A 23,632-nucleotide genomic window follows, 5' to 3' on the forward strand; every position below is an offset into this window, starting at 1 on the left:
CCGGAAAAGCGCAAGGCCAAAGAAGCGGTGTTAATGTTCTGTTTACGTTCTTGACTCCCTGAGAAGTTGCCGTAATCTCGAATGCGACCCATGAGGGAGGCGCGTATGGTAAGCCGGGTGACGACGGTTGCATTTCAGGGCATCGAGGCAGTGCCCGTTGATGTGCAGGTGCAGGTGGGGCCCGGCATGGTGGCCTTCACCGTGGTGGGCCTGCCGGACAAGGCAGTGGCCGAAAGCCGGGAGCGGGTGCGTGCCGCCCTGCATGCCTCGGGCCTGGCGCTGCCGGCCAAGCGGGTGATCGTCAATCTCGCCCCTGCCGACCTGCCGAAGGAAGGTTCCCACTACGATCTGCCGATTGCGCTGGGCATCATGTCCGCCATCGGCGCCATTCCGCCGGACATGCTGGCCGATTACGTGGTGCTGGGGGAACTTGGGCTGGATGGCACTCTGGCGCCGGTGGCCGGAGTGCTGCCTGCGGCCATGGGCGCCAACGGGCTCGGCAAGGGACTGATCTGTCCGGAGGACTGCGGGCCGGAAGCGGCCTGGGCAGACGGAGAGATGTCCATTCTTGCCCCGCGATCGCTCATTCAGCTGGCGAACCATTTCAAGGGCACGCAGGTGCTCTCCCGGCCTTCCCCGCGCCTGCGGGGCCTGCCGGCCAACCTGCCGGATCTGGCCGATGTTAAAGGGCAGGAGACGGCCAAGCGGGCGCTGGAGATTGCCGCAGCCGGTGGCCACAACATGCTGATGGTTGGCCCGCCGGGCGCGGGCAAGTCGATGCTGGCCAGCCGTCTTGCCTCCATCCTGCCACCGCTGTCGCCGAAGGAGCTGCTGGAAGTCTCGATGATTGCCTCCCTCGCCGGAGAGCTGGCCGATGGCAAGCTGACCGACCGGCGCCCCTTCCGTGCGCCGCATCACTCGGCGTCCATGGCAGCGCTCGTCGGCGGCGGTTTGCGGGCGCGGCCGGGGGAAGTATCCCTCGCCCACAATGGTGTGCTCTTTCTGGATGAGCTGCCGGAGTTCCAGCCGCAGGTGCTCGACAGTTTGCGCCAGCCACTGGAGGCAGGGGAAACCATCATTGCCCGGGCCAATCACCGGGTCACCTATCCCTCGCGCATCCAGTTGATTGCGGCGATGAACCCCTGCCGCTGCGGCCATGCGGGCGAGCCGGGCCACGAGTGCCGCCGTGGCCCGCGCTGCGCCAGCGAATATCAGTCCCGCGTTTCCGGCCCCTTCCTCGACCGGCTGGACCTCAGGATCGAGGTTCCCGCCGTCACCGCCAGCGATCTGCTTACCCCCGGCCGCGCGGAGAGCTCTGCCGCCGTGGCCGAAAGGGTGGCCATGGCCCGCGATCAGCAGGAGGCGCGCTACCGGGCGCTGGGCCTTTCCGCCCGCACCAATGCGCAGATGCCCGCTGCCGTGGTGGAGGAGGTGGTGGCGCTGGACCCGTCAGGCCGCCAGTTCCTCACCGATGCGGCCAACAGCCTCTCCCTCAGCGCCCGCGGCTATCACCGCGTCCTCAAACTCGCCCGCACCCTCGCCGACCTCGACGGCGGCCCCACCGTCACCCGCATTCACCTAGCCGAAGCTCTCAGTTACAGAGGCCAGGATGTCCTCAAGCAGGCAGCGTGAGGGGGAACGCCGGTTCCCCGCCACGTCCTCCCGGTTGCCCGCCGCTCCGCCCGGCGGCATAATCAGGGAAGACCGGGAATACGTTCCGGGCTTACCGGCTTTGCAAGCCATGCGCCGGGATGATCAGGAAAGACAAGATCTTGCATGCAGATACGGGCAAGCTGGAGGAGACGCCGGGCGGCAGGGCTGCGGGCTGGATCAATCTGGCGTCCGGCGCGGAGGGCTGCGAGCGCATAGAAGCCTATTTTTCGGGACCTGCCTACCAGCCGCACAGGCATTATACCTTTGCCATCGGCTGCACATTGTCCGGCGTACAGCATGGACAAGACATACAAGGCCATCAATTTCGCTGAAAAACTGACCTTGATCGACGCGCTCTGGCAGCCCCGCGTTGCCGCCGAAGTGAATGGATATCAGTTCAAGCTGGTGCGGATCGAGGGCGAATTCGTCTGGCACGGCCACCCGGAGACCGATGAAACCTTCATCGTGCTGAAGGAATTGCTCAGGATCGACTTCCGCGACGGCGCCATTTCGATTGGCGCCGGAGAGATGTTCGTCGTGCCCAAGGGCGTGGAGCACAAGCCCTATGCGGAGCAGGAAGTGCATCTTCTGCTGATCGAACCGCGCGGCGCCCTCAACACCGGCCACACCGGCGGAGACCGCACCGCGCAGAACGTTCTCTGGATCTGATTGGTGGCAGGGCCTCTCCGCCCCCTTTCCCTCGTGGGGAGGGGGCTGAAAGACCGTGCCAAGGTGACCAGACTTCAGGCTTTCCCCAAGCTGTCTCCGGCTTCAGGCATGACGTGTGCATGCAGTAGCTCAGGGGAGAAGGGGCGCTGCGGCAAACCGGAATGACCTCCGTCGGGGAGGAAGGGCTTGCCCGCTCACGCGTCTTCGCAGGCGGATGCTCCTTCGGGCCCCTACTTCGGTGCCATGCCGTTGGCGGCCAGGACGTCGCCGGCGAGGTAGAGCGAGCCGCAGACGAGGATGCGGGGGGGCTCGCCGTCGCGGGCGGCGCAGCGGCTGATGTCGGCGACGGCGGCCTGCAGGCTGTCGAAGGGCGTGGCTTCCAGACCGGCGGTGCGGGCGAAATCGGCCAGCTCGAACGGATCATGCGCTGCGTTGGTGGATTTCACCGGCACGGTCGCCACATGGCGCACGAGGCCGTGGAAGGCGCGGTAGAAGCCGATCGGGTCCTTGGTCGTCAGCATGGCCGAGATCATGTAGAGCGGCCGCGGGTGGCGCTCCTCCTGCTCGCCCATGAAGGCGGCAACGCGCAAGGCAGCGCCCGGATTGTGGCCGCCATCGACCCAGATTTCCGCCCCTTCCGGGCATTGCTCGACGAAGGGTCCGTGGGTCAGCACCTGCAGACGCCCCGGCCAGACCACATGCTTGAGGCCCTTTGCGATGGTGGCCTCATCCGGCAGCAGGCATGCGGTCTTCAGCGCCGCAATCGCCAACCCCGCATTGATGATCTGGTGGCCGCCGGTCAGGCTCGACAGCGGCAGGTCGTAAAGCCCGTCATCGTCCTGATAGCAGAGCCGGCCCTGATCCTCGCTGGCGGTATATTCCTGACCGAAGCGGGCGATGGGCGCACGGTTGCGGGCGGCAACCCGGTCCAGCACTGCCTGCACCTCATCTTCCTGGGGGGCTGAGACAACCGGGCAGCCGGGTTTGATGATGCCAGCCTTCTCGCCTGCAATCTCGCTCAAGGTGTTGCCGAGAAATTTCTCGTGGTCATACGAGATGGAGGTGATGACCGACACGAGCGGCCGGTCAATCACGTTTGTGGCGTCGAGCCGCCCGCCTAGGCCCACTTCCAGCAACAGCACATCCGCCGGCTCTTCCGAGAACAGCAACAGCGCGGCGGCGGTGGTGATTTCGAAGAAGGTAATCTCGTTCCCGCCGTTCGCCTCCTCGCAGCGGTCGAGCGCGGCCATCAGGCGTGGATCATCGACCAGCTTGCCATGCTCACCGAGGCGGATGCGCTCGTTGAAAGCTACCAGATGCGGTGACGTATAGACATGGCAGCGCTTGCCGGAGGCCTCCAGAATGGCGCGCATGGTGGCCGTGACGGAGCCCTTGCCATTGGTGCCCGCCACATGGATCACGGGCGGCAGGCGCCGTTCCGGGTTGCCCAGCGCCGCCAGCAGGCGGTGCATGCGGTCCAGCGACAGGTCGATCTGGCGCGGGTGCAAGGCGAGAAGCCGGTCAAGAATGGCGGTGATCTGGTCCATGGCGTCCCTGGAGTTTCCCTGCGGATGGCACAAACATTCTGGAGCCGCCCGGCGGCACTGGTCTGCCGGGCAAGCCCCGTCTCTTTGCTTTCAGGCAGGCCGCTTGAACGGCCCTGCTCTGGCTTGCGGGAAGGGATGATCCCGCAAGGCGAGCCTCTCATGCTTGTGTCAAACAGACATGAAGCATCGGCAGGCCGCCGTGCGGGCTATTTTTCAGGCGGCGGGAGCCTGATCCCGGGCGGGTTCGTCCGCGGGCGGATCAAGGTCCGGCAGGGTCAGCTCACGCTTCATGAAGATGCCGGCAAGGCGCGAGATGGTGTCCTTCAGGTCGTGACGCTTCACCACCATGTCCACCATGCCGTGAGCCAGCAGATATTCGGCGCTCTGGAAATCATCCGGCAGCTTCTCGCGGATGGTCTGCTCGATGACGCGGCGGCCGGCAAAGCCGATCTGGGCGCCCGGCTCGGCGATGTGAACATCCCCCAGCATGGCGTAGGAGGCCGAAACGCCGCCCGTCGTCGGGTTGGTCAGCACAACGATGTAGGGCAGGCGTGCCTCGCGCAGCATCTGGATGCCGATGGTGGTGCGCGGCATCTGCATCAGCGACAGGATGCCTTCCTGCATGCGGGCGCCGCCGGAGGCAGCAAACAGCACGAACGGGGTCTTGTGCTCCACGGCGGTCATCATGCCGGTCAGGATGGCTTCGCCTGCGGCCATGCCGAGCGAGCCGCCCATGAAGTCGAAGTCCTGCACGGCAGCGGTGAAATCAAGGCCGTTGACGCGGCCGCGCGCCACCAGAACCGCGTCTTCCTCGCCGGTGCGGGTGCGGTATTCCTTCAGGCGGTCGGCGTATTTCTTGGTGTCGCGGAACTTCAGCGGATCAGCCGTCACGGAAGGCGTTGCCACCCGGTCATAGCTGCCGCCGTCGAAGAAGGATTCAAGGCGCTTCTTGGCCGGAATGCGCATGTGGTAGCCGGAATTCGGCACGACCCACAGGTTGGCTTCCAGATCGCGGTGGAACACCATCTCGCCCGTTTCCGGGCATTTGATCCAGAGGTTTTCCGGCATCTCGCGGCGCGACAGGAAGCTGCGCAGCTTGGGCCGTACGACAGTGTTGATCCAGTTCACGGCAAATCCCGTTCGTTGTTGGTGCCTGTTGGCCGGTCAGCGGGCGCGCGCCACGCCTCCGGCCAGGGAGGACACAAGATTTGTCACGGCGGCAACGGTCTTGTCCGTCGCCTGTCCATCTGCATCGAGGCTGTTGCGGATCGCCTCCACCAGCACGGAGCCGACGACCACGCCGTCTGCATCCTTACCGATGGCCTCGGCATCCTCAGCCGTCTTGACGCCGAAGCCGACGGCGACCGGCAGGTCCGTGTGGCCCTTGATCCGCTTCACCGCTGCCGAAACATTGGCGGTGTTGAGGGCCGCAGAGCCGGTGATGCCGGTCACGGAGACATAATAGACGAAGCCGGACGTGTTTTTCAGCACCGCCGGCAGGCGGCGGTCATCGGTGGTCGGCGTCGCCAGGCGGATGAAGTTGATGCCGCCCTTCAGCGCCGGGATGCACAGCTCGTCGTCAGCTTCCGGCGGAATATCGACAACAATCAGGCCATCCACGCCCGCCTCACGTGCCCCGGCGACAAAAGCCTCCGGGCCGCGCACATAGATGGGGTTGTAATAGCCCATCAGCACGATGGGTGTGTCCTGATCCTTCTCGCGGAACTTGCGTACCATGGCGAGCGTCCGGTCCATGGTCTGGCCGGCCTTCAGTGCCCGCTGGGTGGCAAGCTGGATGGGAATGCCTTCCGCCATCGGATCGGAAAAGGGCATGCCCAGTTCGATCACATCGGCGCCGGCCGCAGGCAGCGCCTCAAGGATTGCCTGCGATGTGGCCAGATCCGGATCGCCTGCCGTGATGAAGGTGACAAGGGCCGGTCGCCCCTTTTCGGCACAGGCCTTGAATCGGCGGTCGATGCGCGTCCCGGTCATTCAGCTTCCCATCCTCGACGATCTGTTCGCAGATCTGGTTTGCCGGGCAGGCAGCCCGGAGGGCGGGCGCGCTGAACCTTGAAACCAGCGCTTGGATGTAGGGGGCTTCAAGGCCTTCTGTCAACGCATCGCGGCAGGTAAAGGCAAGAAAGGCTGAATCGCGCCGCTTTTCCTGCAAGGGGAAGACGCATCAGCGGCAGAAATCCTGTCCTTTGAGCCATGCAGCGGTTGCAGGCTTGGTCTGCAACGGGGGGGTCTTGAAGCGCACATTGTGCGTCTCTATGTCTTGAAGACAAGGCCGGGTTGGCCAGGAACAACAAGAAAAGGAGCCTCCCCCATGATCATTGAGACCACCCCTCGCAAGACAAAGCGCCTCGCCGGAATTGGCCGCATCTTCAGCGGCCATGAACCGCAGGCCGCTGCACCGCATAAGGACCACAACGGCCCGGGCGCATTCGAGTTTTACCTCACCGCCATGTTTGCAGGCGGCCTGACCGGCCGCTGACCGGACCGTTTTTCATGCAAAGGCCCCGCAGTTCAGAAGGCTGCGGGGCCTTTGCGTTTGTGGGAAGGTCTGCGGGGAATTGGCCCGGCTGGCGTGCAGGTTCGGAGGGGTGGCCACTGGGCCACGCCAGATATCCGGCGCCGCCCCGGACGAAGCGCAGCGCGATCCGGGGCCCACTCGCTTGCAGAGCGGCCAGATGAGCCCGGTACAATGGCCAAACAGGACATCCCTGCCGCGCGGCTTGAAATAACGGCCACGCTCTGCAAACGAGTAAGCCCCGGGTCCTCACGACGTTCGGCCCGGGGCGACTCAGGGTATGGAACTGACCCTGCCGGATATGGCAAAAACCTCAGATCACAGGTCGAAGCCGAGCATCTTGCCGACGGTGAAGACGTCCTTGTCGCCGCGGCCGCACAGGTTCATGACGATGATCTGGTCCTTGCCCATCTTCGGCGCCATCTTGACCACCTGAGCCAGCGCATGGGCCGGCTCCAGCGCCGGGATGATGCCCTCCACCTTGGTCAGAAGCTGGAACGCGGCCATCGCCTCGTCATCGGTGATCGGCACATAGTTGGCGCGGCCGATTTCCTTCAGCCAGGAATGCTCCGGCCCAATGCCGGGGTAATCAAGGCCTGCCGAAATGGAATGGCCTTCCAGGATCTGGCCATCGTCATCCTGCAGCAGATAGGTGCGGTTGCCATGCAGCACGCCCGGCTTGCCGGCATTCAGCGAGGCGCAGTGCTCGTGGCCGTCAAGTCCGCGTCCACCGGCTTCAACGCCCCAGATCTCGACGCTCTTGTCATCAAGGAAGGGGTGGAACAGGCCGATGGCGTTGGAACCGCCGCCGACAGCGGCAACGATCGCGTCCGGCAAGCGGCCTTCGGCGGCAAGAATCTGCTCGCGGGTTTCCTTGCCGATGACCGACTGGAAATCGCGCACCAGCTCCGGATAGGGATGCGGGCCTGCGGCGGTGCCGATCAGGTAATAGGTGTTGTCAACGTTGGTGACCCAGTCACGCAGCGCCTCGTTCATCGCATCCTTCAGAGTGCCCGCGCCAGCGGTGACCGGAACGATCTCAGCGCCCAGAAGCTTCATGCGGAAGACGTTCGGCTTCTGCCGTTCCACATCCGTGGCACCCATATAGACCACGCAGGGCAGGCCGAAGCGGGCGCAGACGGTGGCCGTTGCCACGCCGTGCTGGCCGGCGCCGGTCTCGGCGATGATGCGCGTCTTGCCCATGCGCTTGGCCAGCAGGATTTGGCCGAGGCAGTTGTTGATCTTGTGGCTGCCGGTGTGATTCAGCTCGTCACGCTTGAAGTAGACCTTGGCGCCGCCCAAATGTTCGGTCAGGCGCTCGGCAAAGTAGAGCGGCGAAGGCCGGCCTGTATAATGGGTGTTGAGGTTGTCCAACTCGGCCTTGAAGGCCGGATCGGCCTTGGCGTCGTCATAGGCCTTTTCCAGATCGAGAATGAGCGGCATCAGGGTTTCGGCCACGTAGCGGCCGCCGAAAATCCCGAAATGGCCCCGCTCGTCCGGGCCGGACCGCAGGGTGTTTGCCATTGTGGTCAACTCTCGTTACTCCTTCGCCTGTTCCGCGCTCCGGACTGCCGCCACGAAAGCACGTATCAACCCGCTGTCCTTCACGCCCTTGCTCCGCTCGACGCCGGAAGAGACATCGACTGCGGTGGCACCGCTGAGCACAATTGCCTGCGCAACGTTTTCCGGATCCAGTCCCCCGGAAAGCATGAAGGGGCACGGCAGGTCAAGCGACTTCAGCAGCGTCCAGTCAAACGGTACCCCGTGGCCGCCGGGCACATCGGAGTCTTTCGGGGGCTTGGCGTCGAACAGGATCCGCTCAGCCACATTGACATAGGGCAGAGCGGCCTCCACGTCAGCCCTCTTGCTCACACCAACTGCCTTGATGATGCGCCGGCGCATCATGACCCGTGCGGCAGCACAGGCTTCTGGTGTTTCCTGGCCGTGAAACTGGAAAATATCCGGCTGCACCAGCTCATTGATGCGCTGCAGGCCGTGCAGGTCCATGTCCACCGTCAGCGCAACAATCTCACTGCGCCCGCGGGCAATATCGGCCAGACGGCAGGCATCGGAGAGTGTCACATGGCGCGGGCTCTTGGGAAAGAACACCAGCCCAACCATATCCGCCCCGGCCTCGACGGCAGCTTCCATGGTTTCAGGGGTCGAAAGACCGCAGATCTTGATGATGGTTTTGGGCATTCTGAATTCCTGCGGCTTTCGCATCTTTGACGGACAGTGGGTGCTGCCTGGCTGGCCCGGACGGGACGCAGGCGGCACCCTGATAGATCACGTCACGTTGTAGGCTGCAATTGCGGCCATGTTGACGATGTCACTGTCCTTGGCACCCATGGGGACGATCTGCACCGGCTTGTCAAAGCCGACGAGCAGCGGACCGATGACGGTGGAACCGCCCAGTTCCTGCAGCATCTTGGTGGCGATGGAGGCCGAGTGGAAGGCCGGCATGACCAGAACGTTGGCCGGACCGGTCAGGCGGCAGAAGGGATAGGCTGCCATCTTGTCCATGTTGAGCGCCACGTCCGCCGCCATTTCGCCGTCATACTCGAAATCAACGCGGCGGCGGTCGAGGATGCGCACGGCTTCCTGCACCCGCTCGGCGCGCTCGCCCTTCGGATGGCCGAAGGTGGAATAGGCGAGCATGGCCACACGCGGCTCGTAGCCAAGCCGGCGGGCGACATGGGCTGCCTCTTCGGCGATATCGGCCAGTTCCTCCGCATTGGGCATGTCATGCACTGTGGTGTCGGCGATGAGCACGGTGCGGCCACGGCACAGCGCCACCGACACACCGATCACCCGGTGGCCGGGCTTGGTGTCGATGCACTGGCGCATGGTGTCGAGCGCGACGGAATAGTTGCGGGTGATGCCGGTGACCATGGCATCTGCATCGCCCCGCGCCACCATGATGGCGCCCCAGTAGTTGCGGTCGTTGTTGACCATGCGCTGGCAGTCGCGCAGCAGATAGCCCTTCCGCTGCAGCCGGGTGTAGAGATACTGCGCATAGTCGCCGTTTCGGGTGGAATTGCGGGCGTTCTGGATGCTGATGCCGGAACGGGCAAGATCGACGCCAGCGCCAGCGGCGGCTTCCCGGATTTCATCCTCGCGGCCGATCAGTATGGCTTCGCCAAGCCCCTGGCTGACGAAGCTGACGGCAGCGCGAATCATCGGTTCTTCTTCGCCTTCGGCAAAGACCACGCGCTTGGGCGCCTGGCGCACCTTGGAGAAGATGCGCTGCAGGGTTCCGGCCACCGGATCGCGGCGGGCGGAAAGCTGGTGCCTGTACTGGTCCATATCGATGATCGGGCGGCGGGCAACGCCCGTGTCCATCGCCGCCTGCGCCACGGCGGGCGGAATGGTGGAGATAAGACGCGGATCAAACGGCACCGGGATGATGTAGTCGGGGCCGAATTTCGGGCGGCTGCCCCGGTAGGCGGCGGCCACTTCGTCCGGCACTTCCTCGCGGGCAAGGGCTGCGAGCGCCTGCGCACAGGCGACCTTCATCGCATCGTTGATCGTCGTCGCCCGCACATCCAGCGCACCGCGGAAAATATAGGGGAAGCCGAGCACGTTGTTGACCTGGTTGGGATAATCCGACCGGCCGGTGGCGATGATGGCGTCATCGCGGATGGCCGCCACCTCTTCCGGCGTGATTTCCGGATCCGGGTTGGCCATGGCGAAGATGATCGGGTTCGGGGCCATGGCGCGCACCATGTCTTCCGTCAGCGCGCCCTTCACCGACACGCCGAGGAACACATCCGCGCCTTTCAGCGCTTCATAGAGGGTGCGGGCATCGGTCTTCACCGCATGGGCGGACTTCCACTGGTTCATGCCATCGGTGCGGCCCTGATAGATGACGCCCTTGGTGTCGCAGAGGATGACGTTCTCATGCGGCACGCCCAGCGCCTTGACCAGTTCGATGCAGGCAATGCCGGCTGCGCCCGCGCCGTTGCAGACAATGCGCACCGACTTCAGGTCCTTACCCGTCAGATGCAGCGAATTGATCAGGCCGGCGGCAGCGATGATGGCGGTGCCGTGCTGGTCGTCGTGGAAGACGGGAATGTCCATCAGCTCGCGCAGGCGCTGCTCGATGATGAAGCATTCGGGCGCCTTGATGTCCTCAAGGTTGATACCGCCGAAGGAGGGCCCGAGATAGCGCACGGCGTTGATGAACTGGTCCGCGTCTTCCGTATCGACCTCAAGGTCGATGGAATCCACATCGGCAAAACGCTTGAACAGCACCGCCTTGCCTTCCATCACCGGCTTGGAGGCGAGCGCACCGAGATTGCCGAGGCCGAGAATGGCCGTGCCGTTGGAGATGACCGCGACCAGATTGCCACGCGTCGTGTAGTCATAGGCCCGCGAGGGGTCTTCCGCGATGGCCCGCACGGGCACCGCCACACCGGGGGAGTAGGCCAGAGACAGGTCGCGCTGCGTCGCCATCGGCTTGGTGGGGTTGATTTCGAGTTTGCCGGGCTTGCCTTCCTGATGGAACAGCAGGGCCTCCTGGTCTGTAAAGCTGACGCCTGTCTTGCCCTTCTTGCCTGATGACGACATGGTCTGGCCGGTCCTTCCCTCGTGCTGCGAAGCCTTCGCTTCTCTTATCTGGACCAAGACCTTATCCCCGGAAAATTACCGCCTCAAGGCACCTTTGGGCACAGGACCTGTGAAAGCTGCAGAGGGCTTTGCTAGGGTCCGCACATGCCGACAGATCAGAGCCCCTATACCCCTGCCCCGAACGATGCCGCATCCGGCGCGAGCGATGCCCGCGTGACGCCGATGATGGCCCAGTTCATCGAGATCAAGGCCGCCAATCCGGACAGCCTGCTGTTCTACCGCATGGGCGATTTTTACGAGATGTTCTTCGAGGACGCGGAGATCGCCTCGCAGGCGCTGGGCATCACGCTAACCAAGCGCGGCAAGCATCAGGGCGAGGACATCCCGATGTGCGGCGTGCCGGTGCATGCGGCGGATGACTACCTGCAGAAGCTGATCGGCCTTGGCCACCGGGTTGCCGTCTGCGAGCAGATGGAAGACCCGGCAGAGGCGAAGAAGCGCGGTTCCAAATCGGTCGTGCGGCGTGATGTGATCCGCCTTGTCACTCCCGGCACGCTGACCGAAGAGCGGCTACTGAATGCGGCAAGCAACAATTTCCTGCTGGCGCTGACAAGGCTGCGCGCCGGATCGGATGCAGGCGAGGGCGTCTTCGGCCTTGCGTGGATCGACATGTCCACCGGCAGCTTCCAGGTGGCCGAGACGGATCTGCAGCGGCTTCCGGCGGATCTGGCGCAGATTGACCCGCGTGAAATCGTGCTGCCGGACAATCTGCTTCAGGAAACCGAAATCCGCCATCTGGTGGAAGGGCAGGGCGCTGCCATTTCGCCCGTGCCGCGTGCCTTCTTCGACGGGGCAACGGCGGCGGACCGGCTGACGAATTATTTCCGGGTGAAGACCCTCGACGGTTTCGGCAATTTCTCCCGCGCCGAGCTGACCGCGGCGGCCGGCATTCTCGCCTATGTGGAGAAGACCCAGCTGGGCGAGCGCCCGCCACTGGACCCGCCCACCCGCGAAGCTGCACGCGGGCGCATGCTGATCGATCCGGCCACCCGCGCCAATCTTGAGCTGACGCGCACGCTTTCCGGCGAGCGGCAGGGCAGTCTTCTGTCGTCCATCGACCGCACGGTGACGGGTGCGGGCGCACGCTTGCTGGCCAGCCGTCTTGCCGGGCCGCTCACCGATCCGGCCGAAATTGCCACGCGGCAGGACTCTGTCGCCTTCTTCCTCGACAACGAGATCCTGCGCGACAGCCTGAGAGCCGAGCTGAAGGCCGCGCCCGATCTGGCCCGCGCCCTGTCCCGCATTGCCATGCAGCGCGGCGGCCCGCGCGACCTTCTGGCCATCGCGCAAGGGCTTGAGGCAACGGCACGTATTCTGACGCAGATGAAGAGCGCCGAGGATCTGCCGCCCGAACTCGCCAGTGCCTGGCGCGATCTGGCCGCCGCCCCCCATGATCTGGGCGCCGAGCTGAACCGTGCGCTCGATCCCGAGCCGCCCCTGCTCAAGCGCGACGGCGGCTTCGTTGCGGCTGGCTATGACGCCAACCTGGATGAGCTGCGTGATCTGCGCGATGCCTCGCGCAAGGTGATTGCCCGGCTTCAGGCGGATTATGCCGAAGAGCTTGGCCTGCGCTCGCTCAAGATCAAGCACAACAACGTGCTGGGCTGGTTCATCGAAGTGCCGGCCGGACAGGCGGACAAGCTGTCGGCGGATCCGGGACGCTTCATCCACCGCCAGACCATGGCGGGCGCCATGCGCTTCACCACCACGGAGCTGGCTGATCTGGAATCGCGCATCGCCAGTGCAGGCGAGCGGGCGCTGGCCATCGAGCTGGAGATCTTCGACCGGCTTGCCGCCCAGCTGGTGGCAGACAGCGAGCCGGTGAAGGCGGCAGCCCGTGCGCTGGCCGTGATCGACGTAGCCGCAGCCCTGTCGAAGCTCGCGCAGGACGAGAATTACTGCCGCCCGCTGGTGGACATGAGCCTTGCCTTTGCCATTAAGGGCGGCCGTCATCCGGTGGTGGAACAGGCCCTGAGGCGCGGTGGCGGTGCCACCTTCGTGGCCAATGACAGCAACCTCGGGCCGCAGGGCAAGGAAGTGTCGGGCCAGATCTGGCTGATCACCGGTCCCAACATGGCCGGTAAGTCCACGTTCCTGCGGCAGAATGCGCTGATTGCGGTTCTGGCGCAGATGGGCAGTTTCGTGCCTGCCGCCAGCGCTCATCTGGGCGTGGTGGACCGGCTGTTCTCCCGCGTTGGCGCGGCCGATGATCTGGCGCGCGGCCGTTCCACCTTCATGGTGGAAATGGTGGAAACGGCGGCTATCCTCAATCAGGCGGGCGAGCGGGCGCTGGTCATTCTGGACGAGATCGGGCGCGGCACGGCCACTTTCGACGGCCTGTCCATCGCCTGGGCCGCCATCGAGCACCTGCATGAGGTGAACCGCTCCCGCGCGCTCTTTGCCACCCACTATCACGAGCTGACAGCGCTGGCCCAGCGCCTGCCAAGGCTGACCAATGCCACCGTTTCCGTGAAGGAGTGGAACGGCGACGTGGTCTTCCTGCACGAGATCATACCCGGCGCCGCAGACCGGTCCTACGGCATTCAGGTGGCCAAGCTTGCGGGCCTTCCGGCGGCGGTGGTGGAGCGGGCGAAGTCCGTTCTCTCCCAGCTTGAGGAAAAGGACCGCCGCTCCCCGGCGGAAACCCTGATCGACGAACTGCCGCTGTTTGCTGCCGTCGTCCAGACCACCAAGGCGGCCGCCACTGCACCTGCGGCCAAGGCCGATCCGGTGCTGGAAGCGCTCGGCGAAATCAATCCCGATGACCTCACCCCACGTGAGGCGCTGGAAGCGCTCTACCGGCTGAAGGCGCTCAAGGCAAAGGGGTAGTGAATGCTGACGCATCAAGCCTTGAATTTGCTCAGGTGCTGCAAGGGCTTGACCAGCTCTTGATAAGCCGGGCTCACCGAGCGCTGGTATAGCAGGCAAGGGTGACAGCCCTTTCCCCACGAAGGACTGGCGCAAAGCCGTCAAATCACCTTATTCTGGTGGTCCCTCCATTCAGCGTGCAGACCGTGCGCTGCGCCTTGCCCTTGCCGGTTTGACCGGCCCGGACCGTCTCATGTCTTTCGTCCTGCAGCTGCCCCGTCAGGCAGTCCTCATCCTGCTGCTCGTCTTTTTCGGCGCGCTGTGCACCTCCTCGCTCATTCCGGCGATGGGCTATTTCATCGTCGAAGGGTTGAAGCAGGAGCCCTGGCAGATTGGCCTTTACACCGGGCTCGTGGCGCCGATGACCATGGTGGTGAACCGGACCTTTGGCGAAAAGCTGGATGGCGCGGTGGCGGTGAAGCCGCTGCTGCTGATCTCGATCCTGGCCTATATGGCGATGGCCCTGCTGCTTGCGGCCATTCCGGATTTTCTGGTGCTGGTGCTTGCCGGTGCGCCCATCATGGCGGTGGCCAATGGCGCGACTTCGACCGAGTTCACCTACGGCCGGCTTTATGCAGAGCGGACCGGCCTTGATATTGCCGAGTATAATGCCTGGCTGCGCATGGTCGTGTCGCTGGCCTGGGTCATCGGGCCGTCCATGACCTTCATTCTGTTTGATCTTGCCGGTTTCCGGGTGGCCTATCTGATTTCGGCAGGCCTTGCGGTGATCTGGCTTTTGCTGTGGCATCTGGGCGTGCCGGGGGACTTCCGCGCGCCGCAGCGCCCGCGCGGCGCGGCTGGGCTGGAGGGCATCGACTGGCCCATCCTGCTTGCCGCCTTCACCTGCACCCTGTTCGCCGTTGGCAATGTGCTCTTCACCGCCGCCATGCCGCTCTATTATGTCAGGGAAGTGGGCCTGCCCGGCTATACGCCCGGCCTGTCACTGTCCTTCAAGTGCATCGTCGAGGTCATCGCCATTTTCCTTGCCGCGCGCATTGCCGCGCGTTTCGGCGCAAGAACGGTGCTCTATGGTGCTTCGCTGCTCGCTGTGGTCACCTTCCTGCTGTTCACCCAGATCAGCAGCGTGCTGCATGTGGTGATCCTCTCGGCCATCGAGGGGCTTTACTATGGCCTTTTCGCCGGGGTCGCGATTTCCTTCGTGCAGAGCTATGCGCCGGACAAGCCGGGGCGGGCCACGGCGCTCTACATGAACGGGCTGTTTCTCGGCTCCTTCATCGGCTCGGTCTCCATGGGGCTGATCGCCAGCGCCTTTGATTTCCGCACTGTTGTCTTCGTGGCAGCCGGCAGTGGCCTTGCCGTTCTGGTGGCCCTCAGCCAGCTGCGCCCGCCGCGGGGTGCAATCTGAGGCGCCCTTGCAGCCTCAGCCGCCGTAGCCGGAAATGAGACGCCGGGCCTCGGCGTTGACGGCCGCCTCCGTTGCCGCATATTCGCCCTGCCGCTGCATCAGACGGAAGCGCAGGTCCTGGATCTCGAACCGGCTATCGCTGATCCGGTCGCGGAGGCGGTCTGCCTTCTGGCGGCAGGCGTTGCGCTCGTCGGGACTGCCGGAGCCGCAGTCGAGCCGCGACAGGTCGAAGCGGGCGCTGTCTGTGGAGGATTCCAGATACCGCAGGCGGGATTCGACATTTTCGACCTCCCGCCGGGCGGAATAGATGCGGTTGCCGAGCTGATAGGCATATTCAAACTGACCGGCGAGAGCGGGCGGGCAGATATCCGACTTGGTGTCACCCTGGCGGCCGATGTTGAAGCCGTTGAGCGGGGTGCAATAAATCTGCACACCCTCCTGCCAGCCAGACTGATAGGCCGCCGGATCCGGAGAAATGCCATATTGGCCGCAGTCTTCCGCCACCTTGGAGATCCGGTTGGCCGCATGGCCGGATGCAGCATCCGCCCGGCCCAGCGCGCGCCAGTCTCCGGCCTGGCATTGTTCCTTCGAAACCGTGTCGCAGCCGCTCAAAAGCAGCGCAAGGCCCACGGCCGCAGCGGCCCCCAGCCAGAATTTCATGCAAAGCCTCCCCAATATGCCCAGACCAGAGTGATACGCCTCATGGACGGGAACCGGAAGGCGGATTTGCGGCAAATTATGGGTCCAATATCAGGAAACGGCCGGGATACGCCCCGCCTTGGCATCGGCAATGGCTGCGGCGAAGGCAGTGGCAAAGCTTGTCCGGTCCGGCGGGTTGAGGAAGTCGCCGATGCCTATGGTGTCACCGCGGGCACTCAGGGTGATGCGGGTGACGCCTTCATCTTCAAGCCGCGTCACCGAAAGCCGCACCCAGAAGGGGTTGAAGCGGTATTCCTGCCGCTGACGGCCCGGCCCGGTCTTGCGGACGACAATCTCGTGTGCGCTGACCGTCACTTCCTCGCAGCGGTTGGCTGCCGCATAATTCAGCCGGAAGGCCATCCAGACCAGCAGCACATCCAGCCCGAAGAACCCAAAGACCGGCCATGCGCCGATGGAAAGGAACAAAAGCCCGGCGGCGAAACAGACCGCCCCCGTGGCCAGCATCAGAACCAGAAAGCCTTTGGGCCCCAGCGAGCGGTGCGGCGTCAGAACGGCAGCAAAAACCGGCCGTTCGCCCGGCGCCAGCGCCGCGTCATCAGGACCGTCAGGATTGCTCTTGGTGCCGCTCATGAGAAAGCTTTATAGAGGAGGCATGACGCAAGCAAAGATCACAAAAGCACCAAAAAAGGGCAAGACCGCTGCGGCGGCGGCGAAAACGCCCGGTCCATCGCGGCGCAAGCGAGCCGCGCCGCGCTACACAAAGGCCGAAATCCACGCGATCTTCGACCGGTTCCATACGGATAATCCGGAGCCAAAGGGCGAATTGGACCATGTGAATGCCTTCACGCTGCTGGTCGCCGTGGTCCTGTCGGCGCAGGCAACGGATGTGGGTGTGAACCGGGCGACAAAGACCCTGTTCCGCATTGCCGATACGCCGGAGAAGATGCTGGCGCTGGGCGAGGACCGGGTGCGCGAGGAAATCCGCACCATCGGCCTGTTCAAGACCAAGGCGAAGAACGTCATCGCCCTGTGCGAACAGCTGCTGCGTGATCACGGCGGCAAGGTGCCGGAAAGCCGCGAGGCGCTGGAGGCGCTGCCAGGTGTCGGCCGCAAGACGGCGAATGTGGTGCTGAACATGGCTTTTGGCCATCCGACCATTGCGGTGGACACGCATCTGTTCCGCCTGGGCAACCGCATCGGCATTGCTCCCGGCAAAACGCCGCTGGCGGTCGAACTGGCGATGGAGAAGATCGTCCCGGCCGAATATGGGCTGCATGCCCATCACTGGCTGATCCTGCATGGCCGTTACATCTGCAAGGCCCGCAAGCCGGAATGCGCACGCTGCCTGATCTATGACCTGTGCAAGAGCCATGAGAAGGTGCCGATGGATGCGGTGCCGGACATCGCGCTGCGCACGGCGGCGGAGATTGCCGCAAGACAGTCCGGGACACAGGCAGGGGCAGAAGCAGGGGCAGCTGCGGCATCATGAGAATCCCGGACTGTCCGCAGCTTTCCTTCCGCCAGTTCGAACCGTCAGACGCTGAATTCCTCATGCGGCTGATGAACGATGCCGCGTTCATCGAACATATCGGCGACCGGGGCCTGAGACAGGTTGAGGATGCCCGCAACTACATCCGCAGCGCCATCCGCCCGGCCTACCGGCGCGAGAACTATGGCTTCTGGGTGATTTCTGACAGGGCGAGCGGCGCGGCGCTGGGCATGGCGGGCCTTGCCAAACGTGACAATCTGGATCTGCCGGATCTGGGCTATGCCCTGCTGCCGGAAGCGCGTGGACAGGGACATGCCATGGCGGCCTCCCGGGCCGTGCTCGCCTATGGTTTCGGGTCGCTGGATCTGCCGCGTGTTCTCGCCATCACCAGTCCGGGGAACGAGGCGTCAAACAGTCTGCTGGCCCGCCTCGGCTTTGAGATAGCCGTGCAGGATTACCGGCTGCCGAACGCACCGGGCCGGCCGCAACTTCTGCATTGCCTCGAAAGGGAAAGATGGGAGCGCGCGGCCTGAAAGATCAGGCTGCGCCCTTCGGACGCACCCGCACCACCACGTCGATACGCACGATCTCCATGCCTTCGGGCGCCTTGGGCACGCGGCCAATGCCGATGCCATCGTGGGGAATGTCAACGACCCGGTTTTCTCCTTCAATGAAGAAGTGATGGTGATCGTGGACGTTGGTGTCGAAATAGGTCTTGGTGCCGTCGATGGCGACTTCCCGCAGCAGGCCGGCTTCGGTGAACTGGTGCAGGGTGTTATAGACCGTCGCCAGCGAAACGGGCACGGAAGCGCGGACCGCCTCCTCATGCAGGATTTCCGCAGAGATGTGGCGGTGGCCCTTGGAATAGAGCAATTCAGCAAGAGCGACACGCTGACGAGTCGGGCGCAGCCCGGAAACGCGCAGCATTTCAGTCACATCATGGCTGTGGTGGTGGTCGGCGTGATCGGGCGCGGTCATATCTGACTTTGGATCTCTGTCTCGTCGGCCAGCCTCAGCGGCGGAACCTAGTGCTATTCATGGGCATTCGCAGCGCGGTGCTTTGAAGGCCTGTCCTGATGGTCTCTATGGCCCTTTGCAGGGGACTTTTTCATATCAACAATCCAATTTTGCCATTTCTTGGACCGGGAATGCAAGTTTTTCCTTGAATTACCGGTCAAATGTCCTGCCGCCGGTGTGATGAAACAGCCCCGGCGGGCCGCAGAAGCAGCCCTGCGTCCTTCAGTCCGGCGAGCTGCAGGCCGTAGCAAGGCCCCGGGGGAGGCCTCCGCAGCAAGTGACGCAGCGACATCCTTGCCTTCAGGCCCCGCTTTCGCCCGTCTTGTGCGTTTGGTGATCTTTCGAAGCTGCACCTGCTGTGTTAGGAAGGCCTCGAACACACGACTGCTGAACCGCTTGCCCCTGCGGCAGAAAATGCAAGCCTCACCGGGCGGGCAGAACAACAAATAAACGGGAACGGAATGACCGATCGGCGCTCGAGCTACGAATATGAAGACCTCCTTGCCTGTGCACGCGGGGAATTGTTCGGACCCGGCAACGCGCAGCTGCCGCTGCCGCCCATGCTGATGTTCGACCGGATCACGGAGCTTTCCGAGACCGGCGGAGAATATGACAAGGGCTTTGCCCGCGCCGAATTCGACATCCATCCGGACCTGTGGTTCTTCCCCTGCCACTTCCAGGGGAACCCCGTCATGCCGGGCTGCCTCGGCCTTGATGCCCTGTGGCAGCTGACCGGTTTCTACCTTGGCTGGCTCGGGCTCGAGGGCAAGGGCATGGCCCTGTCCACCGGCGAGGTGAAGTTCAAGGGCATGGTCACGCCGTCGGTCAAGAAGGTCGAGTATGGCGTCGATTTCAAGCGCATCATGAAGGGCAAGCTCGTGCTCGGCATAGCGGATGGCTGGCTGAAGGCCGATGGCGAGCAGATCTACAAGGCGGCCGACCTGCGGGTTGGCCTCGCCAAGACCTGATACCATATCAGCCCATGGGTGCGGCTTGCCCGCGCCCATCCAACATCTGACGAATGAGTTTGCTGCCGCGCCGCCGTGCGCATAGGCAGCCTGGAAAGACAGGAGACCGCGATGAGGCGGGTGGTTGTTACCGGCATGGGTATCGTGTCCTCGATTGGCGACACGGCTCAGGAGGTTCTGGAGAGCCTGCAGGCGGGCCGTTCCGGCATCGTCAAGGCGCAGGAATATGCCGATCTCGGCTTCCGCTGCCAGGTGCACGGCGCTCCGAAGCTCAACCCCTTCGAGGCGCTGGACCGCCGCACCACCCGTTTCATGGGTCAGGGCGCCGCCTGGAACTACATCGCCATGCAGCAGGCGATTGCCGATGCCGGCCTTGAGGACGGCGACGTCTCCAACGAGCGCACCGGCATCATCATGGGGTCGGGCGGCCCGTCCACGCACGCCATTGTGGAAGCAGCGGATATCACCCGCACGAAAGGCCCGAAGCGCATCGGACCCACGGCCGTGCCGAAAGCCATGTCCTCGACCAACTCGGCGACGCTAGCCACCCCGTTCAAGATCCGCGGCGTGAACTATTCCATCTCCGCAGCCTGTGCGACTACCAACATCTGCATCGGCAATGCGGCCGAGCTGATCCAGTGGGGCAAGCAGGACATCGTCTTTGCCGGCGGCGGCGAGGAACTGGACTGGACACTCTCCTCCCTGTTCGACGCCATGGGCGCCATGTCGTCCAAGTACAACGAGACGCCGTCCACCGCCTCGCGCCCCTATGACGCCAACCGCGATGGTTTCGTCATTGCCGGCGGTGCCGGTGTGCTGGTTCTGGAAGAGCTGGAGCACGCCAAGGCGCGCGGTGCCAAAATCTATGCCGAGATCGTGGGTTATGGCGCAACCTCTGACGGTTACGACATGGTGGCTCCCTCGGGTGAAGGTGCCGAGCGCTGCATGCGCCTTGCCCTGTCCACCGTGGACCTGCCGGTGGACTACCTCAATCCGCATGCCACTTCCACGCCGGTGGGTGACATCAAGGAGATCGAGGCGATCCGTGCCGTGTTCGGCGGCAAGATCCCGCAGATTTCCGCCACCAAGGCCCTTTCGGGCCACTCGCTGGGGGCGGCAGGCGTGCATGAAGCGATCTATTCGATCCTGATGATGCAGCACAATTTCATCGCTGCCTCGGCCCATATCGAAACCATTGATCCCGCCTTTGCGGATATGCCGATCGTGCGCGAGCGCGTCGACAACGCCAAGCTTGATTGCGTTCTGTCCAACGGCTTCGGCTTTGGCGGCACCAACGCCTCCGTGGTTTTCAAACGATACGCTTAAACAGATTGATTGCCGGCGCGCCGGGGACGTTCGAGACGTCTCCCGCGCGCCTCAAAGGCGGTCCGACAGGAGTTTTTTATGGAAGGGCTGATGAAGGGCAAGCGCGGGCTTGTCATGGGTGTCGCCAATGACCACTCCATTGCATGGGGCATTGCCAGGACCCTTGCCGCACACGGCGCCGAGATGGCCTTCACCTATCAGGGTGAAGCTTTCGGAAAGCGCATCAAGCCGCTGGCCGAGTCCATCGGCTCCAGCATCCTGCTGCCCTGCGACGTGGAAGACATTGCTTCCGTCGACAACGTCTTTGACGTGCTGAAGGAAAAGTGGGGCAAGATCGATTTCCTCGTTCATGCCATTGCTTATGCGGACAAGACCGAGCTGCGCGGCCGCTATGCGGACACCAGCCGCGACAATTTCAGCAAGGCACTGCTGATTTCCTGCTTCTCCTTCACCGAGATCGTGAAGCGCGCAGCGGCCATCATGCCGGACGGCGGTGCCGTGGTGACGCTGACCTATGGCGGCTCCACCCGCGTCATGCCGAACTACAACGTCATGGGCGTTGCCAAGGCCGCGCTGGAATCCTCCGTGCGCTATCTGGCGATGGATTACGGCGAGCAGGGCATCCGCATCAACGCGATTTCCGCCGGCCCCGTGCGCACGCTCGCCGGCTCGGTCATCTCGGATTCACGCCTGATGTACAATTTCCAGAAGCGCCACTCGCCGCTGGCCCGCACCGTGACGCTGGACGAGATCGGCGGCTCCGGCCTCTATCTTCTGTCCGAACTTTCGGGCGGCGTGACCGGCGAGATTCATTTCGTCGACAGCGGCTACAACATCGTGTCCATGCCGCGTCTCGACGAGCTGAAGCGTCAGGACCGCAGCGACGACTGATAACGAGAAGAGGGTCACGTCTCGGCGCGAGCCCCGGGCCGGTTCTCGGCGCAAATCAGCAGCCGATGACCGGCCTCACCAAATTTTCACTTCGCAGCCGGCAGAAAGAAGCCGTCGAAGAACCGCGCCAGCTCGTCATGCGCGTCGAACGGCAGGACCTGTGCGACATGCTGGTCGGGCCGTACAAGCACGAGGCATCCTTGTTCGCGATCGATTGTCCGCAGGTCGAAGATATCCCGTCCCTCTACGGGATTGGCGCAGAAGATCTTTTCGTAGTCGATCAGCCCAAACTTGCCCTTTCGCGGCAGAAGGAAGGCCGGCAGCGTTTCCAGGGCCAGATCGCGGCTATGCTGCTGAAAGACCACCCGCAGGTCGATCACCGAGTCGATGTCTGCGCCGGACGGTGTGTATCGGCGGATCGGCGAATTGGCGGAACTGTCGAGAAAGGCACAAAGCCGGCGTACCGGCGAGCCTTCCGCGGCAGGATCGCCTGACGGGCTGAAGGCAAACAGCCGCCAGCGCGCATCGGCCTTGACCAGGTGGCCGGCCTCGATCTGCTTGGCATCGGCAAGCCGCACGACCGGCGCGGAATGGAAGCGCGCGCCGATCTCCAAGCCGGGTGCCAGTGACTGCCACGTCTGGCCACCGGTCAGCACCGAAGGCTTGTAGACGACCGACATGCCGGCCGTATAGCGCCCATGCTGGATGAAGTAGCGCTGGAACTTGGGCTCGTCCCCACCCTCTCCGGGTTCCGGCCTTTCACTCATAATCCGCGACCATTCGCGGTCAAACGCGATCAGGTCCTCAGCCACCGCGTGGCGCTCGGCAGAATAGCTATGGAGGATTTCGGGCCGGCAGCGTCCCTGCAGAACGGAGATGAGCTTCCAGCCGAGATTGAAAGCGTCGCCCATGGATACATTCATTCCTTGTCCCGCCTTTGGACTGTGAGTATGGCAGGCGTCACCGCAGATGAAGACGCGCGGAAGGCGGTTGCCGGCCGCCTCTTGCGGAACGTCATCGAACTTTTCAGTGAGCCGCTGGCCGATCTCGTAGACCGACCACCAGACGACATCTTTGACCTCGAAAAAGAACGGCTTGAAAATGCGTTGCGCCGCCGCGATCAGGTGATCGATCGTGATGTTACGATTGGCGGCCCGCTCGCCAGCCTTCAGCTTGTCGAGCTCGATATAAAGGCGCACGAGATAGCCGCCCTCCCGTGGGATAACGATGATATTGCCCTCTTTTGCCGACTGGATCAGCGTCTTGCAGCGGATATCCGGGAAGTCGGTCACGGCCAGTACATCCATTACGCCCCAGGCCTGGTTCGCGGAATCGCCGGTCAGTTCGCGGCCAATCGCCCGCCGCACCATGCTTCTTGCGCCGTCGCAGCCAACCACATAGCGTGCCCTGAGCGTTCTCGCCTGCTTCGTGGTCCCGCCGTCTGACGGCTCAAGCGACACGGTGACGGGGTAGTCGGCAGCCTGCAGGTCAACCGTCAGATCAGCGAATTGCCAACCATAATCCGGCTCGAGCCGGGATGGCGACTTGCGCATCAATTCAAGATACATGTCGTGCACGCGGGCCTGATTGAGGATCATGTGCGGCATCTCCGACAAACCGTCCTCTACATCCTTGATGCGCCCGTTGCGGGTGATGTGCTCGGGATTGGCCGTGTCCGGTTTCCAGAAGGTGGTCTCGTTCACCCAATAGCCCTGCTTGAGGATCTTCTCGGCAAAGCCGAAGGCGTTGAACATTTCCATGGAGCGGCAGGAAATGCCGTCAGCCTGCCCTTTTTCCATCGGGCCGGGCCGGCGTTCGACAATGCGCGTGGAGATATCGGGAAAGGCCGAGAGCTGGGCAGCAAGCGTCAGTCCGGCAGGGCCAGTACCTATGATGAGAACATCGACCGTCTCGGGCAGGGCGCTCTGGGGGCCATCCCGGCCGGCGCCTGCGGCCTCGAGCTCCGGATCGCCGGGGCGAAATCCATTGAGGTGATATTGCATCATAGTCCTCCCT

20 protein-coding genes are annotated in these 23,632 nt (G+C 63.7%); 10 read left to right on the forward strand and 10 right to left on the reverse strand.

Features of this window, described 5'->3' with window-relative positions; all coding sequences use genetic code 11:
- Positions 1-105: 105 nt before the first annotated feature.
- Positions 106-1,632 (forward strand): YifB family Mg chelatase-like AAA ATPase, encoded by a 1,527-nt coding sequence (locus ASC48_RS04975; RefSeq protein ID WP_055454671.1) that lies wholly within the window; start codon positions 106-108, stop codon positions 1,630-1,632.
- Positions 1,633-1,950: 318 nt separating this feature from the next.
- Complete coding sequence (locus ASC48_RS04980) at positions 1,951-2,322, forward strand: cupin domain-containing protein (protein WP_055454672.1); 372 nt, start codon at positions 1,951-1,953, stop codon at positions 2,320-2,322.
- Between the two features lie 230 nt (positions 2,323-2,552).
- On the opposite strand, the gene ASC48_RS04985 is transcribed toward ASC48_RS04980, so the two are convergent.
- The 3 genes from ASC48_RS04985 to trpA form a co-directional block, all read right to left on the reverse strand.
- A complete protein-coding gene (locus tag ASC48_RS04985; protein WP_055454673.1) occupies positions 2,553-3,869 on the reverse strand; it encodes a bifunctional folylpolyglutamate synthase/dihydrofolate synthase in 1,317 nt (438 codons plus the stop codon).
- Positions 3,870-4,082: 213 nt separating this feature from the next.
- Complete coding sequence (accD, locus tag ASC48_RS04990; RefSeq protein WP_055454674.1) at positions 4,083-4,997, reverse strand: acetyl-CoA carboxylase, carboxyltransferase subunit beta; 915 nt, start codon at positions 4,995-4,997, stop codon at positions 4,083-4,085.
- A 36-nt stretch (positions 4,998-5,033) separates the two neighbouring features.
- On the reverse strand, positions 5,034-5,861 hold the full coding sequence (trpA, locus tag ASC48_RS04995; RefSeq protein ID WP_055454675.1) for a tryptophan synthase subunit alpha: 828 nt from the start codon (positions 5,859-5,861) through the stop codon (positions 5,034-5,036).
- Between the two features lie 337 nt (positions 5,862-6,198).
- On the opposite strand from trpA, the gene ASC48_RS19490 reads away from it, so the two are divergent.
- The gene (locus ASC48_RS19490; RefSeq protein WP_156367080.1) at positions 6,199-6,366 is read left to right on the forward strand and encodes a hypothetical protein; all 168 of its coding nucleotides are present in this window, start codon (positions 6,199-6,201) and stop codon (positions 6,364-6,366) included.
- Between the two features lie 354 nt (positions 6,367-6,720).
- On the opposite strand, the gene trpB is transcribed toward ASC48_RS19490, so the two are convergent.
- The 3 genes from trpB to ASC48_RS05010 all read right to left on the reverse strand — a co-directional run bounded on the left by trpB (position 6,721) and on the right by ASC48_RS05010 (position 10,971).
- On the reverse strand, positions 6,721-7,926 hold the full coding sequence (gene trpB, locus ASC48_RS05000) for a tryptophan synthase subunit beta (protein ID WP_055454676.1): 1,206 nt from the start codon (positions 7,924-7,926) through the stop codon (positions 6,721-6,723).
- Positions 7,927-7,941: 15 nt separating this feature from the next.
- A complete protein-coding gene (locus tag ASC48_RS05005; protein ID WP_055454677.1) occupies positions 7,942-8,601 on the reverse strand; it encodes a phosphoribosylanthranilate isomerase in 660 nt (219 codons plus the stop codon).
- 87 nt (positions 8,602-8,688) lie between these two features.
- A complete protein-coding gene (locus ASC48_RS05010) occupies positions 8,689-10,971 on the reverse strand; it encodes an NADP-dependent malic enzyme (protein ID WP_055454678.1) in 2,283 nt (760 codons plus the stop codon).
- A 144-nt stretch (positions 10,972-11,115) separates the two neighbouring features.
- On the opposite strand from ASC48_RS05010, the gene mutS reads away from it, so the two are divergent.
- Both mutS and ASC48_RS05020 read left to right on the forward strand, forming a co-directional pair.
- Entirely contained in the window at positions 11,116-13,860 is a 2,745-nt protein-coding gene (gene mutS / locus ASC48_RS05015; RefSeq protein ID WP_055454679.1) for a DNA mismatch repair protein MutS, read from the forward strand.
- A gap of 232 nt (positions 13,861-14,092) precedes the next feature.
- Positions 14,093-15,265, forward strand: a complete 1,173-nt coding sequence (locus ASC48_RS05020) for an MFS transporter (protein WP_055454845.1) — start codon at positions 14,093-14,095, stop codon at positions 15,263-15,265.
- Between the two features lie 15 nt (positions 15,266-15,280).
- On the opposite strand, the gene ASC48_RS05025 is transcribed toward ASC48_RS05020, so the two are convergent.
- Positions 15,281-15,925, reverse strand: a complete 645-nt coding sequence (locus ASC48_RS05025) for a DUF2799 domain-containing protein (protein ID WP_055454680.1) — start codon at positions 15,923-15,925, stop codon at positions 15,281-15,283.
- A 90-nt stretch (positions 15,926-16,015) separates the two neighbouring features.
- Positions 16,016-16,555, reverse strand: coding sequence for a DUF2244 domain-containing protein (locus tag ASC48_RS05030; RefSeq protein ID WP_055454681.1), 540 nt, complete (start codon positions 16,553-16,555; stop codon positions 16,016-16,018).
- A gap of 22 nt (positions 16,556-16,577) precedes the next feature.
- Here ASC48_RS05030 and nth point away from each other — a divergent pair, with 22 nt between their 5' ends.
- Positions 16,578-17,414, forward strand: a complete 837-nt coding sequence (gene nth / locus ASC48_RS05035; protein WP_055454682.1) for an endonuclease III — start codon at positions 16,578-16,580, stop codon at positions 17,412-17,414.
- Positions 17,411-17,947 (forward strand): GNAT family N-acetyltransferase, encoded by a 537-nt coding sequence (locus ASC48_RS05040; protein WP_055454683.1) that lies wholly within the window; start codon positions 17,411-17,413, stop codon positions 17,945-17,947. Before nth ends, ASC48_RS05040 begins: the two co-directional genes overlap by 4 nt.
- Before the next feature lie 4 nt (positions 17,948-17,951).
- Here ASC48_RS05040 and irrA read toward each other — a convergent pair whose 3' ends face one another.
- On the reverse strand, positions 17,952-18,392 hold the full coding sequence (irrA, locus tag ASC48_RS05045; protein WP_055454684.1) for an iron response transcriptional regulator IrrA: 441 nt from the start codon (positions 18,390-18,392) through the stop codon (positions 17,952-17,954).
- Positions 18,393-18,892: 500 nt separating this feature from the next.
- Between irrA and fabA the strand changes: the two genes are divergently transcribed.
- The 3 genes from fabA to fabI all read left to right on the forward strand — a co-directional run bounded on the left by fabA (position 18,893) and on the right by fabI (position 21,616).
- Positions 18,893-19,399, forward strand: coding sequence for a 3-hydroxyacyl-[acyl-carrier-protein] dehydratase FabA (gene fabA / locus ASC48_RS05050; RefSeq protein WP_055454685.1), 507 nt, complete (start codon positions 18,893-18,895; stop codon positions 19,397-19,399).
- A 111-nt stretch (positions 19,400-19,510) separates the two neighbouring features.
- A complete protein-coding gene (gene fabB, locus ASC48_RS05055; protein WP_055454686.1) occupies positions 19,511-20,725 on the forward strand; it encodes a beta-ketoacyl-ACP synthase I in 1,215 nt (404 codons plus the stop codon).
- 78 nt (positions 20,726-20,803) lie between these two features.
- Complete coding sequence (gene fabI / locus ASC48_RS05060) at positions 20,804-21,616, forward strand: enoyl-ACP reductase FabI (RefSeq protein WP_055454687.1); 813 nt, start codon at positions 20,804-20,806, stop codon at positions 21,614-21,616.
- Between the two features lie 86 nt (positions 21,617-21,702).
- Here fabI and ASC48_RS05065 read toward each other — a convergent pair whose 3' ends face one another.
- Positions 21,703-23,619, reverse strand: coding sequence for an FAD-binding monooxygenase (locus ASC48_RS05065; RefSeq protein WP_055454846.1), 1,917 nt, complete (start codon positions 23,617-23,619; stop codon positions 21,703-21,705).
- Between the last annotated feature and the right edge of the window lie 13 nt (positions 23,620-23,632).

The organism is Pannonibacter indicus (assembly GCF_001418225.1).
Lineage (GTDB): Bacteria > Pseudomonadota > Alphaproteobacteria > Rhizobiales > Stappiaceae > Pannonibacter > Pannonibacter indicus.